This window comes from Bacillota bacterium, assembly GCA_040754315.1.
Taxonomy (GTDB): Bacteria; Bacillota; Sulfobacillia; order DUSP01; family JBFMCS01; genus JBFMCS01.
Map to the genome: position 1 here is coordinate 49760 of JBFMCS010000043.1, position 16511 is coordinate 66270.

A 16511-nucleotide genomic window follows, 5' to 3' on the forward strand; every position below is an offset into this window, starting at 1 on the left:
ATGATGGGGAGGCACCCCGGTATCAGGGGGCATTCCAGTATGTGCTCCTCGGGGTCTAGGTGTAACAGGGGGTGGCCCCCTTCATAATAAAAGAGAGTGAGGTGTCCTAGATGCGAGTTGGCAGCCTTCCCAGGGTCCGGCTGGCCCACCTGCCTACCCCCTTTGAAGAGGCGAGATGTCTTTCCCGGGAACTAGGGTTCAGGGTCTTCCTGAAGCGGGATGACCAGACCGGGTTGGCCACGGGCGGGAACAAGGCCCGGAAACTGGAGTTCCTCATGGGGGATGCCGTCACGAAGGGCGCCGATGTGGTCATTACCACCGGTGCGCTGCAGTCCAATCACGCCCGGCAGACGGCGGCAGCTGCGGCCCGCCTGGGTATGAGGTGTGTTCTGGTACTCACGGGGAATGCCCCCAGCGTGTTCTCGGGGAACCTCCTCCTGGATCGATTCCTCGGGGCGGAGGTGGCGCTGATCGGCAAGGAAGACCCCAGTACCGCCATGGAGGAGATCGCCCGGGAGGTAGAGGCCAGGGGCCGCACCCCCTATATAATCCCCCTGGGGGGCTCCAGCCCGGTGGGAGCCGCTGGCTACGTCCTGGGGATGCTGGAGCTATTCGGCCAGGCGGCGGAGGCCGGCATCACCATAGGCCACATAGTCACCGCCGTTGGATCGGCGGGCACCATCGGGGGCATCCTGGTGGGGACGAGGCTCCTGGATCCCGCGGTAAAGGTCACCGGTATAAGTGTGGGGAGAAGCTCCGGTGAGCTTGCCAGGATGTCCGCGGACGTGGCCAACAGGACCTCGCGCCTCCTGGACCTTCCCCTTGGGTTCAAGGAGGAAGACCTCACCATCTTCGACGGCTACGTAGGCGAGGGCTATGCCATACCCACGGCAGGGTGCTGGGACGCAATAAGGAAGACCGCTTCCTGGGAGGGGGTAATCCTGGACCCGGTCTACACGGGGAAGGCCATGGCCGGGTTGATGGACCTCGGCGCCAGGCACTTCGATGGGCCCGGCTGCGTGGTTTTCCTGCACACGGGGGGGACGGCAGCGCTCTTCGCCATGGCCGAGGACATCCCAGAGGCCGGGGGCCAGGGGATAGGGCGCGGTGTCTGAAATCCTTGCTGAGGTTACCAGGGGAGGACTGGTAGAGAGCCGCCATCACGGCGACCTCGTGGTGGTGGATGCCTTGGGGCAGAGGGTCATGGCCGTGGGCGACCCGGGGAGGGTCACCTTCATGAGGTCCGCCGCCAAGCCTTTCCAGGCTATCCCGCTGGTGGAATCCGGCGCCGTGGATGCCTTCGGGATCAGTGACAGCGAACTAGGAGTGATTGTGGCCTCCCACAACGGTGAGGCCAGGCACATCCAGGCAGTCCAGTCCATCCTGAACAAGATCGGGGTGACCCCAGAGGTTCTCGAGTGCGGTTCCCACCCGCCTCTGGGCCGCGAGGTCTACATTGAAATGGCCAGGAGGGGGGAGCTCCCGGCACCCATACACAACAACTGTTCGGGCAAGCACGCTGGTATGCTGGCTCTCTGCCGGCACCTTGGGCTGGATACCCGAGGCTACAGGGAGATGAACCACCCCGTGCAGTCCATCCTCTTAGAGGCAGTGAGCTCAATAACCTCTCACCCCTCAGACCACCTGGCCATGGGGTCCGACGGCTGCGGGGTGCCTGTGTACGCTCTTGCCCTGTCCGGCATGGCCCTGGCCTATGCCAGGATGTCTAACCCCCGCTACCTGAGGTGCACGCGTGCCGGCGCCGTGACCAGGGTGAGGGAGGCTATGATGAAGCACCCTCACATGGTGGCAGGCGATGGAAGGCTCTGCACCAACCTGATGGTCATGGGCCAGGGACGGTTCGTGGCCAAGCTCGGGGCGGAGGGCGTCTACTGCCTGGGGGTCCTGGAGAAGGGACTCGGGCTTGCGTTGAAGATAGATGACGGGTCTGAAAGGGCCATAGCCTCGGTTCTCATCAGGGCTCTGGTCATCCTGGGGGCCCTGGGGAAGGAGGACCCCCTGGTGGCGCGGTATGGAGTCCTACCGGTCGTCAATGCCCTGGGAGAGCAGGTGGGGGAGATCAGGCCTTCCTTCGGCTGAAAGCGAGGGGTTTGAAGATGAATCTGCTATCCAAGGCAAGGGCCATGTCCCACTGGCTGGCCAAGATCCGGCGGCAGATCCACATGTGGCCGGAGCTGGGCATGCAGGAACACAGGACAGCCCAGCTGGTAGAGGCGCACTTGGGAGAGATGGGCATCGCCCCAAGACGAATGGCGGGTACCGGGGTGTGGGCCCTGGTGAGAAGCGGCGCCCCAGGAAGGACCGTGCTCCTCCGGGCGGACATGGATGCCCTGCCCATCCAGGACAGGAAGACGGTGTCTTACGCCTCCCGGGTTCCCGGGGTGATGCACGCCTGCGGCCACGATGCCCACGTGGCTTGTCTTCTGGGAGCCACCAGGCTCCTGGTGGAGTCGCGGCCCTTTCCAGGCAATGTGATAGTCCTGTTCCAGCCAGCGGAGGAGGGACCCGGCGGGGCTGAGCCCATGATCCGTGAGGGGGCCATGGATGACCCCCAGGTCGACGCCTGCTTCGGCCTGCACACGGAGACAGAGATGGAGACGGGCACGGTGGGCGTGACCTTCGGGCCTGCCAATGCCGCTGTGGACACCCTTGAGATCAACGTGCGGGGCGAGGGCGGGCATGGTGCCGAGCCACAGCGTGCGGTGGACGCCATAGTGACCTCCGCCCACCTGGTTACGGCGCTGCAGTCCGTGGTGAGCAGGGAGATAGGTCCCCTGGACAGCGCGGTGGTTACCATCGGCACCATCAATGGGGGTTACCGGCACAACATCATAGCGGACGAGGTCCGCATGACGGGGACCCTCAGGAGCCTGAAGCCTGCATCCAGGGAGTACCTCCGGAATAGTGTCCTCAGGATCGCAGGGAACACGGCCCAGGCCTTCAGGGCCCGGTGCGAGGTGAAGCTGTCCCCTGGTTACCCCAGCCTGGTCAATGACGATGCTATGACAGCCTTGGTCCAGGCGGCAGCGTCAAGCCTCTTGGGCGAGGACGGGGTGTTGGTCTTTAACGAGCCTTCCATGGGGGCTGAGGACTTCAGCTACTACCTGGAGAAGGCCCCGGGGAGTTTCTTCAAACTTGGCGCGGGATCCAGCCCGGCCTCCCGGTACCCTGCCCACCACCCGCTGTTTGACCTTGATGAGGCATGCCTGCCGGTAGGCGCGGCCATGCTCGCCAAGGTGGCCCTGGAGTGCCTTGGCGTGGAGAGCCAGTGACCCGCGTAGGCCTGGCTCGCTGTCCTTCCTACGCCACCGGCGCGGTGGAGGCAGCGGTGAGGCAGGCCGTGGAATCATCGGGCGGGCTCCCCATGGCCCCTGGGGACCGGGTGCTCCTGAAGGTCAACGCCCTCAGGGCGGCTCTTCCCGAAAGGGGGGTCTCGACCCATCCTGAGGTGGTACGGGCCATGATACGACTGGTCAGGGATGCTGGAGGCGTGCCCTGGGTGGGCGACAGCTCGGGCGGGGCGACCGGCGGCCGTGCCCGGACAAGGGCAGCGCTGGAGGCTACCGGGATCGAGGCTGTGACCCGGGAGGAGCAGGCAATCCTGGTGAACCTTGACGCTGGCGGCATCGTGGAGGTGGAAAGCCAGTGCGGCCTTGTGGACAGGATCCGGGTGGCCAGGGCTGTTCTCGAGGCTGACCTGGTTGTGTCCATGGCCAAGCTCAAGACTCACGGCCTTACCCTGATGACAGGGGCCATTAAGAACATGCTTGGCGTAGTGCCAGGGCTGGGAAAGACAGGATTCCACCGCATAGCCCCCAAGCCGTCGGACTTCGCCGCCCTCCTGGTGGAGGTGTTCCGGGTCTCCCGGGCTCGCTACGGCCTCATGGACGCGGTGGAGGCCATGGAGGGCATGGGCCCCTCTCTAGGCACCCTGAAGCCGGCGAGGCTCATCCTGGGGTCCCAGGACTGCGTGGCGCTGGACGCTGTGTGCTGCTCCATCATGGGATTGAGGCCTGGCAGGGTACATACCAGCGTCATCGCCGCCGGCAGGGGCCTTGGGGTTAATGACCTAGACCACATAGACACCCCTGGCGCGGATCTCTCCGAGGTAAGGCGGTGTGTGGGGCCCTTTCGCCTCCCACCCACTGGGTTCCTTGAGAGGGTCCCGGAGAGGCTGGGGAGGCTGGTGGTATCCCTGGTGGAGAGCCGCCTCGAGGTGGATGAGGCCCGGTGCCGCCAGTGCGGGATGTGCGAGGCCAGCTGCCCCGCCGGTGCCATGCATCGCCACGGGCGGGGGATAGCCATCGACCCCGGCCGGTGCATCAAGTGCCTGTGCTGCCAGGAACTATGCCCCGAAGAGGCGGTCAGGGTAGAGCCGGTGGGGCTCTGGGCCAAGGCCCGCCGGGCTTGGTCCCGGATCTGAGCCAGGTGCCAGGATCATGTCACCAGTGAAACGAATCACCTGGGCCCTGGCCACCCTCGTCCTTGTCACGACCGGGATGATGGCGGGGCATGTTAACGATATTGACGGTTGCCGGATGCCATGTGGGGATGGAGATGGGTGATATGGGACCTCCGCCATATCCCGGGCGGTGTGCAAACCGGGGTGTGCGCTATGCTCCATCACCACTGGAGATCACCGTGAGGTCTCGCACAGCTTCCATGGATCTCCCCCTGCATGACCACGGCAGGTAAGAAGCGGCTGAGGGCATCCCTGGCAGGGTGCTGGAGGCACCGTCCCCTGGCTGAGGGAAGATCCCCAGCAGCAGGTTATCCTGAAAGCCATACACGCCCTGGTGAACCGCTAGGCCACGAAATCCTCCTGGAGTATATGGGGGGCCCCGGCCCCCCGTGTGCTGTGTCTGACCCCTCCCTCGGCAGTGGCAGGAAACGCCAATCCAGTGAAGAATTCGTGTATCCATCAGCCTGGGCGGCCGGCCGCCAGCCAAAGGGTGATGACGTTGCGCAGGGATGACCAGCAAGACCAGCAAATGCTCTTCGGTTTCCTGGAGGGGGATGAAACCCAGTCCGAGGGGCAGCATATCCACAGGTTCGATGGTCCATCCAAGGCCGCCAAGGGCGAACTGTGGGGAGACATCGATAACCTGGAGGAACTCGCCTCAAGGGTGATTAAGTGCCGCAGGTGCTCGCTAAGGGACACCTCGAGGGGCGTGGTCTTCGGGGAAGGGGATCCCCATGCCTCCCTGGTGCTGGTGGGAGAGGGCCCAGGGGCGACCGAAGACGAGATGGGACGGCCCTTCGTTGGCAAGGCTGGCCAGCTGCTGGACCGGATCCTGGAGGCCGCCGGGTTCAGGAGGCAAGAGGTCTACATAGCTAACGTGGTGAAGTGCAGGCCGCCTGGGAACCGGTTACCCACGCCGGAGGAGGCCTCCAGGTGCCTGCCGCACCTCAGGGCCCAGATCAGGATCATCCGGCCCAAGGTGGTGGTGTGCCTGGGTGCCCTGTCCAGCCAGGCCTTACTGGATCCCCAGCTCAGGATCACCCGGGACAGGGGCGCCTGGCGGGAGCGGGACGGGATTTTCTACATGCCCACATTCCATCCCGCCGCTCTCCTGAGGGACCCTGAAAAGAAGCGGCCGGTTTGGGAGGACTTCCAGAGGGTGCGGGACCGGTATGACCAGCTGGCCGGTGCAGGGAAGACCGGTTGAACGGGGCGGGTGCTCCGCCTTGTCCAGTTCCAGGACGGCCTCCAGTTCCCCAGGGGAGACCAGGCCCTTAACCTGCAGCGCATGGACCAGGCTGGGAGTGAACAGTAGACTACGCCCCACGTCTTCCTCGATATCGGCGATGTGCCCATGTAGTGCGATCCGTCCTTCGCCGGGCCCGTCATGGCAGCCCCTCCCTTCAGCCCGGCTACTGGCCAGGCCCGCCTGAGATCATTCGAGGAGAAGAGACATGTGGCAATGTACCAGCCGGCACCCTGAGGAGACCGAGGCTCTGGGCAGGCTCCTAGGGGGCCTTCTTGGACCGGGCGATCTGGTGGCGCTGGAGGGCCCGCTGGGGGCAGGCAAGACCTGCTTTGCCCGCGGGGTACTGGTGGGGCTGGGCGTCACAGGCTACCTGCGCAGCCCGTCTTTTACCCTGGTGCACCAGTACCGGGGGCGCCTGCCAGCGTATCACCTGGACGTCTACCGTCTTGACCGGGCATCTGACATGGATGACCTCCCCTACGAGGAATACTTCTATGGAGAGGGTGTAACGCTGGTAGAGTGGGGCCGGAAGGTAAAGGAGGTGCTCCCCACGGAGCTGCTGTGGGTCACCCTGTTGCCCCAGGGGCCCTCCACCAGGCTCATCACCATGGAACCCAAGGGAGAGCGGTATTGCCGGCTGGTGGAGGAGGTGTCTCGTCTTGCTGGTACTGGCGCTTGATGCCTCCACGGAGACCATGGGGGTGGCTCTCGGGGATGATAGCGGGCTCTTGGCCGAGTACACCCTGAGGCTTCCCATGAAGCACTCCGCGTACCTGATGCCTCTGGTGGAACGGGCCATGAAGGACACGGGGTGCCCGAAGCCGGACAGGGTGGCAGTCACGGTGGGCCCGGGGTCCTTCACCGGTTTGCGTATCGGGGTGTCCCTGGCAAAGGGGCTGTGCTATGCCTGGGACATACCGGCGGTGGGCGTCTTGACCTTGGAGGCCCTGGCTCACGGGACGCGGTTCTTCGAGGGCACCATCGTGGCCCTCATGGACGCCCGGAGGGGCCGGCTATACGGGGCAGGATATCAGGGGGGGCGCCGTTGCGCCCGCGTCACTGATGTCTGGGCGGGACCTGCCGAGGGTTTTTGGGAGAAGGTTCCCAGCGGCCCAGTGCTCTTTGTCGGGGGGTACGCGCACGCCCACGAGGAAGAGATCCTGGAACGGTTCGGCTCCAGGGCCAGGGTGGGCGGTGACCGGGTGCCCAGGGCGGGTCACATAGCGGAGATCGGGCAGGTGGCGGAAGCGGTGACACCCTTTGCCCTCATGCCCCAGTACCTCCGGCGATCGGAGGCGGAAATCAATTGGGAGCACAGGAAAGAGCAGTTCCGGAATGGCTTGATCCAAGAACGCCCCTTACGGCGAGGGAGATGACCCTGGACGACATCGACCAGGTCCTGGCGATAGAGCGGTGTGCCTTCCCCAGCCCCTGGTCAGAGAGGGCCTTTGTCTCGGAGATCACTGAGAACGCGATGGCTCACTACGTAGTGGTGGAGAGGGCGGGGGTCGTCGTGGCCTACTCGGGGATGTGGCTTATCCTGGATGAGGCCCACATCACCAACATCGCGGTGCATTCCAGGGTCAGGCGCCAGGGAGTGGGGGGGTTCCTACTGTCCCAGATGCTGGCCAGGGCTGCGGCCAGGGGCTGCCAGAGGATGACCCTGGAGGTCCGGGTGTCCAACAGTGCCGCCCAGCTCATGTACCACCGGTTCGGCTTCCAGCGGAAGGGAGTGAGGCGTGGCTACTACACTGATACCCGGGAGGACGCCATAATCATGTGGAAAGACGATATACACCTGCTTATCCCCACCAGGCAGCTGACTCCTTGACCAGGTGACCCTCCATCCTGGCTCAGGCGCCAGGGTGTCCCCGGAGGATCTCCGCTTCGTAGTCCTCTATGATGGCCCGGATGGTCTGGGCCGCCCCCGCTACCATGGGTATGGGCTTGTGAGTCTTCAGGATGTGCTGGGCTTCCTCGTAGGCCCGTTCCGCTGCATCGCGGGAGCCCTCCGCGCTCCAGGCATTCCTGGTCCTGCGGTCAAACAACCTTGGCTGGGACTGTTTCCGCATGTGCCTGAAGGTATGCTCGCTGGTCATGAACTCCCCGGCTGGACCCACCTGGTGGATAAGGTCCAGGGCCAGGGTCTCGTCAGAGAAGTCAATGCCCCCTGTGACCTTCCGTATGTAGCGGATCATCTCCGCATCCAGGATCAGCTTGGCGAAGTCAATGGTGAGTCCCATTTCCAGGGCTCCCACCCCGTAGACGATGTTGGCCCCAGCCAGGGCCCCCAGGACCGCATTGAGGGTGTACTCGTATCCGGACTGCGCGTCAGGGATCTTGCTGTCGGAAACGCCCCCGCCGACCCAGCTGGGGAGCCGGTAGTACTGGGCCAGGTTGATGGCCCCCGCGCTGATCATGCCGTGTTCAGGTGATCCCACTGCGCCCACCATGAGTCTCAGGTCCATGATGGTGCTCATGGAGCAGTAGGTACAGGCTGTGCCCTTGCGGGCAAGCTGCGCCAGGACAAGGGCCGAGAGGGTTTCGGCGTTATGGGTCACCAGGGTGCCGGCCAGGGTCACCGTGGACGTGGCGCCCGCCAGCGCCATTGGGATCACGGCAACACCCGCCCCTCCCCTGGCCGTCTCTATGATGGCCTCGCAGCACTCCTCCACCAGCATCAACGGGCTTGTGGGACACACGAACACTGTGAGGTTGGGGCGCTCCCGGAATACCTCTGCGCCGCCCACGCTGGCCGCCGCCATCTCCACCATCTTCCTGCAGTTGGCTCCGTTGCCCGCCCCGGTGAAGACATGCTTTGAGGTATTATTCAGGAGGGCGTCCAGGTTATGCAGGGGTTGGGTTGCCGGGAGGCAATCTGACGAACAGAGGGGCCGTTCCATCACACTGATCTCATCGAGGTAGTCACACACCCTGGTGACCTGGGCCACGTCTTCCTTGACGGACCTCCGGGCCTGCCGGGTGTGGATGTCGATCACCTTCACGCACTCGCCGAAGGTGCTGAACCCCACACGGTTGGGTTCGGCCACGAAGTCGTCCTCCGGCTCCCTTCCATAGTAGACCGTGGTGGAAGGGGTCCATTGTATGCAGTCCTCAACCACGTAGGGAGGTATCTTCACGATGGTCTGGCCGGGCCTGCGCTCGACCTTTGCGCCGGCGCCATGGAACATTTCCACGGCCTCTTCGCTGTCCACCTTGATGCCAGTATTCCTGAACACCTCAAGGGTAGCGTAGTGAAGGGAGTCCAGCTGGTCCCGGGTGAGGGCTAGGAGCCCGAAGCCGGAGGCAAGAGTCACTCCCGTCCGGGCGCTTCTTCCTGTCATCTACTCCACTCCCATCCATTTCATGGAGCACGAGAACCCATAGAGGCAGGTATTCGCCCGCGAGCGTGGGACTTCCTTTCCGAGCGCCACGAAGGTAAGCCTGGGTTCTTCAAAGGAGGGTTACAGAGGCTAGACTCGAGCATGTGGGCAGCGACGGTGGGAGAGAATCACCAGACAGCCAGGTGCCACCATGTGGCCTCAAAAGGGGTTTGGCCAAGAGGTGTCGAAGACTATCATGCCCCGGGCGTCTTAGGTGCTCTAGCGCCCCGGAGCGGGCAAGCGGGGGGTAGATCGGCATGATCGCGCAGACCCTAAATCTGCGCAGCCGGGGGTGGCTCCCGGACTCCCCGCCAGTACCATTCCCCCGGTTTCCCGGGAGGGAGGGACACAAGGTGGGTGTTTCCTGGACCCCCGTGCAACGCCAGCGTCTGGCTGAGCTCGGGGCGGGACAGGCCATCTTTGACCAGGAATTCCCCGATGTGGGCCACCGGAACCGTACCTTCCAAGAGGCCGAGCGGGGCCTGGTGGAGGAGGCCAGGCGCAGGCTGGAGAGCCTCCGCCAGGTCCGCCGGCGCCCTGTGCTCTGCCAGCTGGAGGAGGACCTCGTCAAAGCCCTAATAGACAGGGGCTTCACACAGGTGGTCACACCCATACTCCTCCCCAGGGTCTCCTTGGAGAAGATGACAATAAGCGAGGACCATCCCCTCTTTAGCCAGGTATTCTGGGTGGACCCCTCCAGGTGTCTCCGGCCCATGCTGGCCCCGAACCTGTACAAGATGATGGTAAGCCTGGCCCGGGTCTGGCCCATGCCCATTAGGATCTTTGAGGTGGGCCCCTGTTTCCGCAAGGAAACCAGCGGGGCGCAGCACCTGAACGAGTTCACCATGCTAAACCTCGTGGAGATGGGCCTGCCCCAGGAGGAGAGGGCCCCCAGGCTGAGGGAACTGGCGTCCCTGGTCATGGAGGCCTCAGGCATCAGCGACTACCAGCTGCACAAGAAGGAGTCAGAGGTATATGGGACCACGCTGGATGTGGTCTCAGGTTTGGAGCTAGGTTCGGGCGCCATGGGCCCGCACCCCCTGGACGAGGCATGGGGGGTGTTCGATACGTGGGTGGGAATAGGCTTTGGCCTGGAACGCCTGGCCATGGTGCGCGAAGGCTACCAGGGCGTTCACAGGGTGGGACGCAGCCTGGCGTACCTTGACGGGGTACGCCTCAACATAGGATAAGGTAACTCACGGGCAACACAATGAATGCCAGGTGGCTTGGGGCCATGGCAGGCGCTCCCAAGCACCGGGACCATTAAGAAGGGTCGATAGTCATGCCCCGTTTCCTCACGGACATACTGGACAGATCCCTCAGGGAAGAGCCCCTGCCTCGGGAGGATATCCGTTTCCTGGTGAGCCTGGAGGGCCCAGACCTCCAGGATGTGTTTGCCTCGGCACGCACCCTCAGGGAGCGCTACTTCGGCCGGGGCGTGTTCCTCTATGGCTTTGTCTACTTCTCCACCTGGTGCCGGAACAGGTGTGCCTTCTGCCTGTACCGCACTGGCAATGACCGGCACACCCCATACAGGAAGAGTCCTGGCGAGGTCTTGGAGGTCTCCCGGAACCTGGCCGAATCGGGGGTTCACCTGATAGACTTGACCATGGGTGAGGACGCGCTCTACCACGAGCAGGGCTTCGAGCCCCTGGTGGGCCTGGTCCGCTCTGTCAGGCATGAGGTTGGGCTCCCAGTCATGATATCCCCGGGGGTGGTTCCCAGGGATGTGCTCTCCTCCCTGGCAGGCGCAGGCGCGGACTGGTACGCATGCTACCAGGAGACCCACAACAGGGACCTCTTCGCCCGCTTGCGGGTCGGACAGGACTATTCACAGAGGATGAATACGAAGACCTGGGCCCGAGACCTTGGGCTCCTCACGGAAGAGGGGGTGCTTACAGGCGTTGGCGAGACCCAGGACGACCTGGCCACTACCATCGAGGCTATGAGGGACGTCCGGTGCCAGCAGGTGCGGGTCATGGGGTTCGTCAACCAGGCTGGCACACCCATGGAACGTTTCTCCTGGCCCAACCGGGAACTGGCCATGATAGCCGCATTGAGGCTCTCCTTCCCGTCCAGGCTGATCCCGGCATCCCTGGATGTAGACGGCCTGGCTGGCCTGGAGCTGCGGCTCCAGGCAGGCGCCAACGTCATCACATCCCTGATACCGCCCCATTCCGGGCTTGCCGGCGTGTCCCAGCATTCGCTGGACATTGATGAGGGCAACAGGAGCGTCAAGGGAGTCCTCCCGGTTCTCGAAAGGCTTGGCCTCGAGGCATCCACTGCGGAGGAATATGAGGCCTGGGTGGCCAGGGAGAGGCGTCTTGCCATGGCAGGGGAAGGGGTCAGGGCATGAGGCTTTTAGTGGCGGGGGGCAGGCTCCAGGGCACCGAGGCTGCCTACCTGGCACGGGAGGCCGGGTGGGAGGTGCTGGTGGCAGATGTGGACAGCGAAGCCCCGGCTGCTGGTCTGTGTGATGAATTCCTGCTGGTAGACATTACCGATGAATGGGCGCTGAAGAGGGCGTTGCGTGGCGTTGACCTGGTAGTTCCCGCCCTGGAAGACCTGGAGGTCCTGCCTGTTCTGGAGAGGGTGTCTCACGGTGAGGGCGTTCCCATCGCTTATGACCCCAGGGCCTACCGGATCTCCAGCTGCAAGATCAAGTCAGACAGGCTCTTTGCCGAGCAGGGGGTCCCCGCCCCCCGTCCTGGCGCTAGAACGTTTCCGGTCATCGCCAAGCCGTCGGGCTCCAGCGGCAGTGACGGTGTGAGGCGGTTTGGCGATGAGGGCGAATTCCAGCGTTTCAAGGTGAACATGGGGAAGGGGTTATCCGGGTGGGTCATCCAGGAGTACCTCGAGGGACCCTCCTACTCCTTGGAAGTGGTAGGTACAGGCCTTCATTTCCGCACCCTCCAAGTCACCCAGCTGGAGATGGACCCGCTCTACGACTGCAAGCGGGTCCTGGCCCCTGCGGACCTGGAGACGCCCCTGGTGGAGGCCCTCAGGGCAGACACCGTGAGACTGGCCAGGGCAATGGGGCTGGTGGGGGTCATGGACATAGAGGTGATACTCAACTCCGGGCGCCTGCAGGCCCTGGAGATCGACGCCAGGCTTCCCAGCCAGACACCCACGGCGGTGTACAAGTCCAGCGATCAGAACCTCTTGGAATGGCTGAAGGAGGTGTTTGTCGACGGGAGGCTTCCTGAAGCCGGTATCAGGGTCAAGAGGGCTGTCATTTACGAGCACGTCTGGGCTCATGACGGGGTCCTGGAGGTGACAGGGGAGCACATCATGGGTACTGGGGGGCACCTCAGCCACCGCCGGGGGTTCTTCGGGGCTTGTGAGGCCCTGACCAACTTCCGGGGACCATGGTTGCCGTGGGTGGCTACGCTCATCAACACCGGCTCAACCATGGAAGAGGCCTGGGCCGCCCGGGACTCGGCGGTGAGGGGCATCATGGCCCATTGCGGCCTGGGTGTCCTACTGGATGAGGGGCCGCATGAAGAGGGAGGAACCTGAGCTTGACGAGACTCACCGTGGATCACATACATGGGATGGCTGAAGGGCTGAAAGCCTATGACCTTAGCCTCCGGGAGAGCACAGGGCTGAACCTCCTGGCCGTTGCGTGCAGGGCTGCGGATACCAGCCCGGGGGAAGCCATGCGAAGACTGGCTGCCGTGACGGTGGCAGTGGTACCCGTGACCGCAGGCCAGGGAGTCATAGATGGATTTGCAGAGTCGGTCTCGTCCATACTGGAGCACCTCGGTGCCCAGGCCTTCGTGACCGTTGCTACTGATGTCAGCGGTATTGCTCAAGCCGTTGAGGAGGGGGCCCGCCTGCTGTTCATGGCGGATGACCACCGGTTTGTGGCCTTGGACCTGAGAAACGGGGGCCTGGTCGACAGCACCGAGGCAACCGCCAGGGGGTTTGTGGCAGCCCTTGAGGCAATGTCCGGAGGCCTGGAGGACAAGAGCGTGCTGGTAATAGGGGTGGGACGGGTTGGAGAGGCAGCTGTCCGGGCCCTCCTTGACCTGGGGGCCCGCCCCAGGGTTCACGACATAGACGTGGCCCGGGCCATGGAGGTGGCGGGAAGGCACGCGGTACCTGTGGAGGAGGATCTGGAACATGCCCTGGGCCGCCACACCAGGGTTATCGACGCGTCCTGGGCCAGCGGGATCATTTGCAGCCACCATGTAACGCCCGAGATGGTGCTGGCTGCCCCAGGGATACCCCTGGGCGTTTCCCCTGAGGCCATTCCTCTCCTGGGAAAGAGGCTGGTGCACGATGCGCTGGAGATAGGAGTCGCTACCATGCTGGTCATGAGCCTCGGGTGAGCGCTGGGAGGGTTGTCCTTGCCTGTACGGAACCCCAAGAAAAGGTACTACCGGAAGGATGTTCCGCTGTTCCGGCTGGTCCAGAAGATCCGGTTGTGGCCCTCGCGCCGGGGCGTCCTCCACGGAGTAAGGGCGTTTAGGGTCAGGGGGCCCTATGCGGAGGTGGAAACCCACTGCGGCCAGCTTTTCAGGGTGCGCGACTCTAGAAAGAGCCGGGCGGCGAGGTGGCTGAGGAATAAATGGGTGGTTGAGCAGTGCAAGAGGTGCAGGATACCCCAGTGGAAACTCAGGAAGTTCGAGGCAACCGTGTTCAGCGAGCACTGGGGGTCCGAACTCAGGGAAGTGGAAACCGGGGAGAACCGGGACGAGCCAGGGGGAACATGAGACGAAAAAGCAGTCAAGAGGGGAGGCTAGCATTAGGGTATGGAGAAGCTCTACACGAGAATGGGTGACGGCTACCTAGAAGAGACAACGGTGGACCAGATCCGCGCGGACATCGAGGAAGGCACCCAGGAGGCTGCTCGGAAGGGGAAGACAGCCCCGCTGGGTGCAGACGAGATCCACCGGCTCCTGGAGATTTGCACGATGCCGTCGAAGTTTGTCAGCGTGTCCCGGGGCAACGAGGTGATCCTCTCCAGCGATGGGGGAATAATGGAGATACCCAGGCTAGGAATCCTGGGGAGACTTACTGGCATCCAGATATGGGAGAGGATCATCGGGGCTGATACCGCCGAGATGGGGCACCTGGACTACAGCTACAAGGCCGTGAAGTCCGTGGTACACGAGGAACAGAGGGACATGGAGGATGCCCTCCTATCCACTGTCCTGCCCCTCTTCTACGGTGCCATGCCCAACCTGGGCCTTTACACCCAACCCGATGGGCCTGTGCCGAATCCCTCGGAACTGCTGCCCCAGGGCAAGATCGCGGAGGCCAGGGAGTGCCAGCTGGAGGCCATGGAGCACTGCGTGAGGGACATGGTGTATGTGGCCAGCTGCATGTACGAGTCGGGTGCCGACGGTATCGACTTTGACACGGCGGGGGCCGCAGGGGACGCTGACTTCCTGGCGGCGTTGACGGCCACGGAGACCCTGAGGAAGAAGTATCCAGACATCTGTATCATGCTGGGGATGGCCGGGGAGACTGTCCTTGGCATGCACGGTGAACTCGAGTATGATGGGGTGAGACTGGCAGGGCTCAAGCCCCATGAGCAAGTGAAACTGGCCCAGAAGGCGGGTGCCACCATCTTCGGCCCCGCCATCAACACAAACACCAGCAAGTCCATGCCCTGGAACCTGGCTAGGGCGGTGACCTTCACCAAGGCAGTGGTGGAGGCAGCGGAGATCCCGGTTCACACCAACGTGGGCATGGGAGTGGGCGGAGTTCCCATGCATGACAGGCCCTGCCCTGACGCGGTGTCCAGGGTGTCCACGGCGCTGGCGGAGATCGGCAGGCTGGACGGGCTGTAGGTGGGTGTGGGGGACCCCATGGGGATGGCTATGACTCACTCCATGGCGGCGGGTATGAACGGGGTACGGGCGGCTGGAGATCTGGTTGCCCGGATGCAGATTACCCGGCGCATGAAGAACCAGGCGGCCAAGGAGTACGTCGCGGGCAAACTCGGAGTGAGCATCATGGAACTCACGGACGAGGCCATCATGGACGAGGTGAGAAAGGACCGGGATATAGGGCTTGTGACCCTGCTCCCCGGCTATGCCAAGGGGATAGAGGCCAAGTTCAACATCGCCAGGGTGCTGGGGATCGAGATAAACTGCGTGAACATGACTAAAGCGAGGCTCTTGAAGTAAGAAAAGAACCTGTGGGGCCCCCGTGGGGGCCCCCTTAGGTCATTTCTAGTGAGCTCCGATCGTCCAATACCTGTCATCGCCAGTCGGATGCGCTGTATCATCGGGATCCCCGTATATTGGGTGAAATTTCCTTACTTGTGCCTCCCCTCTAGCCATCTTTAGAGGATTCGTTGCTTTTCTCAAGCTCGGAGATAAAGCGCCCTTCTCGCAAAATTTTAAATGGTAATGATGGTTTATACCTGCTAGTTACAGCAACCAGCCATAGTCCTGTCGGGTATCCACCAGAGCATCCAATAGAACCGAGTCACCCTTGATTTGATAGATTAGCAGATATCGTTTTGACATTAAAAGTTTACGGTATTTCCTAGCCGGAATCAGCGGGTCAACCAGCCATGGATTTCGCTCCGGGAATATCTCCAATGACTTTGCTTTTTCCGCAAATTCGTCTACTAGCTGGAGAGCTGCCGTTTCACTAACTTGCGCCAGAAACCGCGAGTGGGATACTAGCATCTGTGCAGCTTCATGGGAAACGATGACGGTATGCCGTTTATCTCCGCTGTCCATCCAATACCTCCCGGACAGCGGTCTTCATCATACCGGATACCTCGTCTATGCTGTAGCCGTTCTCACCGTTCAGTCGGCTCTCTCCCGCCGCAACCAGATTTTCCCGTAGGCGCAACATACTTTCACGCCGAGCGAAAGATTCAATATCCATAACCACAAGATCACCTTCGCCATTTTTGGTCAGATATACCGGCCCTCCCGAACGTTTGCACAGTTCAGAGACTTCATTGTAGTGTTTGCGGATGGCCGTAGACGGTTTAATGTTCATCATTAAGATAGATCGCCTCATTTCGTAGCAATAATGTATACTAATTGTACGCTTATTATACTACAATCGCGCCAAATTGTAAAAGGTGAGTGTTCATCGCCAGGATTGACGCATCAAAGGCCAGGGGACGGTTCTTTTGACCATGCGGTCAAAAACAGGTCCTGAATGCCCTCAATGTTAGAAGGCTCAGTAGCTTCCGCCTAGGGAGCTTGCCTGCAGTCACGGTGCCCCACTGGCGTTCCACGCCGCCAGGATCGAAAAGGCGACAGGGCATCGAAAAAGGGTGCAGGAGGAAGTCCTGATGAGATATCCCGGGCTCGAGGCGCCTGGGGGGAGGAGAGGGCATCCCTTTTAGGGATGTGGGGGGTTGACTTATTTCCTAGTTCAAATCTATTATTGAGTTACTTAGTATTATTTATGGGAC

The 16511-nt window shown here is 62.5% G+C and carries 16 protein-coding genes and 1 pseudogene; 14 read left to right on the plus strand and 3 right to left on the minus strand.

The features are described from left to right. The first annotated feature begins 110 nt into the window (after positions 1 to 110). From AB1576_08945 to rimI, 8 genes are all read left to right on the plus strand, one after another. The gene (locus AB1576_08945) at positions 111 to 1115 is read left to right on the plus strand and encodes a D-cysteine desulfhydrase family protein (GenBank protein ID MEW6081882.1); all 1005 of its coding nucleotides are present in this window, start codon (positions 111 to 113) and stop codon (positions 1113 to 1115) included. Further along, positions 1108 to 2100: an asparaginase gene (locus AB1576_08950; protein ID MEW6081883.1), complete on the plus strand. Its 993-nt coding sequence runs from the start codon at positions 1108 to 1110 to the stop codon at positions 2098 to 2100. Before AB1576_08945 ends, AB1576_08950 begins: the two co-directional genes overlap by 8 nt. A 17-nt stretch (positions 2101 to 2117) precedes the next feature. After that, a complete protein-coding gene (locus tag AB1576_08955) occupies positions 2118 to 3293 on the plus strand; it encodes a M20 family metallopeptidase (GenBank protein MEW6081884.1) in 1176 nt (391 codons plus the stop codon). Beyond that, positions 3269 to 4444 carry a DUF362 domain-containing protein gene (locus AB1576_08960; GenBank protein ID MEW6081885.1) on the plus strand — a complete coding sequence of 392 codons (1176 nt, stop codon included), beginning with the start codon at positions 3269 to 3271 and terminating at the stop codon, positions 4442 to 4444. Before AB1576_08955 ends, AB1576_08960 begins: the two co-directional genes overlap by 25 nt. 538 nt (positions 4445 to 4982) lie before the next feature. Beyond that, positions 4983 to 5690, plus strand: coding sequence for a uracil-DNA glycosylase (locus AB1576_08965; protein ID MEW6081886.1), 708 nt, complete (start codon positions 4983 to 4985; stop codon positions 5688 to 5690). A 247-nt stretch (positions 5691 to 5937) separates the two neighbouring features. Then, positions 5938 to 6411: a tRNA (adenosine(37)-N6)-threonylcarbamoyltransferase complex ATPase subunit type 1 TsaE gene (tsaE, locus tag AB1576_08970; protein MEW6081887.1), complete on the plus strand. Its 474-nt coding sequence runs from the start codon at positions 5938 to 5940 to the stop codon at positions 6409 to 6411. Continuing rightward, positions 6392 to 7108: a tRNA (adenosine(37)-N6)-threonylcarbamoyltransferase complex dimerization subunit type 1 TsaB gene (tsaB, locus tag AB1576_08975; protein ID MEW6081888.1), complete on the plus strand. Its 717-nt coding sequence runs from the start codon at positions 6392 to 6394 to the stop codon at positions 7106 to 7108. Before tsaE ends, tsaB begins: the two co-directional genes overlap by 20 nt. After that, positions 7105 to 7563: a ribosomal protein S18-alanine N-acetyltransferase gene (rimI, locus tag AB1576_08980; protein MEW6081889.1), complete on the plus strand. Its 459-nt coding sequence runs from the start codon at positions 7105 to 7107 to the stop codon at positions 7561 to 7563. The genes tsaB and rimI overlap by 4 nt, the downstream gene beginning before the upstream one ends. A gap of 22 nt (positions 7564 to 7585) precedes the next feature. Here rimI and AB1576_08985 read toward each other — a convergent pair whose 3' ends face one another. Then, entirely contained in the window at positions 7586 to 9076 is a 1491-nt protein-coding gene (locus AB1576_08985) for a trimethylamine methyltransferase family protein (GenBank protein MEW6081890.1), read from the minus strand. Positions 9077 to 9468: 392 nt separating this feature from the next. Between AB1576_08985 and pylSc the strand changes: the two genes are divergently transcribed. The 6 genes and pseudogenes from pylSc (at position 9469) to mtbB (ending at position 15255) form a co-directional block, all read left to right on the plus strand. After that, positions 9469 to 10305: a pyrrolysine--tRNA(Pyl) ligase large subunit gene (gene pylSc, locus AB1576_08990; GenBank protein MEW6081891.1), complete on the plus strand. Its 837-nt coding sequence runs from the start codon at positions 9469 to 9471 to the stop codon at positions 10303 to 10305. Between the two features lie 92 nt (positions 10306 to 10397). Next, positions 10398 to 11471, plus strand: coding sequence for a methylornithine synthase PylB (gene pylB, locus AB1576_08995; protein ID MEW6081892.1), 1074 nt, complete (start codon positions 10398 to 10400; stop codon positions 11469 to 11471). Beyond that, entirely contained in the window at positions 11468 to 12634 is a 1167-nt protein-coding gene (gene pylC / locus AB1576_09000) for a 3-methylornithine--L-lysine ligase PylC (GenBank protein ID MEW6081893.1), read from the plus strand. Before pylB ends, pylC begins: the two co-directional genes overlap by 4 nt. Positions 12635 to 12636: 2 nt before the next feature. Then, positions 12637 to 13449, plus strand: a complete 813-nt coding sequence (gene pylD / locus AB1576_09005; GenBank protein ID MEW6081894.1) for a 3-methylornithyl-N6-L-lysine dehydrogenase PylD — start codon at positions 12637 to 12639, stop codon at positions 13447 to 13449. A gap of 18 nt (positions 13450 to 13467) precedes the next feature. Next, positions 13468 to 13833, plus strand: coding sequence for a pyrrolysine--tRNA(Pyl) ligase small subunit (pylSn, locus tag AB1576_09010; GenBank protein ID MEW6081895.1), 366 nt, complete (start codon positions 13468 to 13470; stop codon positions 13831 to 13833). A 60-nt stretch (positions 13834 to 13893) separates the two neighbouring features. Further along, positions 13894 to 15255 (plus strand): annotated as a pseudogene (gene mtbB / locus AB1576_09015) ([dimethylamine--corrinoid protein] Co-methyltransferase). A 246-nt stretch (positions 15256 to 15501) separates the two neighbouring features. Here mtbB and AB1576_09020 read toward each other — a convergent pair. After that, positions 15502 to 15819 carry a type II toxin-antitoxin system RelE/ParE family toxin gene (locus tag AB1576_09020; protein ID MEW6081896.1) on the minus strand — a complete coding sequence of 106 codons (318 nt, stop codon included), beginning with the start codon at positions 15817 to 15819 and terminating at the stop codon, positions 15502 to 15504. Then, a complete protein-coding gene (locus AB1576_09025) occupies positions 15803 to 16090 on the minus strand; it encodes a type II toxin-antitoxin system prevent-host-death family antitoxin (GenBank protein MEW6081897.1) in 288 nt (95 codons plus the stop codon). The genes AB1576_09020 and AB1576_09025 overlap by 17 nt, the downstream gene beginning before the upstream one ends. Positions 16091 to 16511 lie beyond the last annotated feature (421 nt).

Bases quoted from the DNA above. Each gene is read 5' to 3' on its own strand.
- AB1576_08955 (MEW6081884.1), top strand. From the start codon at position 2,118: ATGAATCTGCTATCCAAGGCAAGGGCCATGTCCCACTGGCTGGCCAAG.
- tsaE (MEW6081887.1), top strand. From the start codon at position 5,938: ATGTGGCAATGTACCAGCCGGCACCCTGAGGAGACCGAGGCTCTGGGC.
- AB1576_09020 (MEW6081896.1), bottom strand. From the start codon at position 15,819: ATGGACAGCGGAGATAAACGGCATACCGTCATCGTTTCCCATGAAGCT.
- pylC (MEW6081893.1), top strand. From the start codon at position 11,468: ATGAGGCTTTTAGTGGCGGGGGGCAGGCTCCAGGGCACCGAGGCTGCC.
- AB1576_09025 (MEW6081897.1), bottom strand. From the start codon at position 16,090: ATGATGAACATTAAACCGTCTACGGCCATCCGCAAACACTACAATGAA.
- AB1576_08985 (MEW6081890.1), bottom strand. From the start codon at position 9,076: ATGACAGGAAGAAGCGCCCGGACGGGAGTGACTCTTGCCTCCGGCTTC.
- pylB (MEW6081892.1), top strand. From the start codon at position 10,398: ATGCCCCGTTTCCTCACGGACATACTGGACAGATCCCTCAGGGAAGAG.
- AB1576_08945 (MEW6081882.1), top strand. From the start codon at position 111: ATGCGAGTTGGCAGCCTTCCCAGGGTCCGGCTGGCCCACCTGCCTACC.
- rimI (MEW6081889.1), top strand. From the start codon at position 7,105: ATGACCCTGGACGACATCGACCAGGTCCTGGCGATAGAGCGGTGTGCC.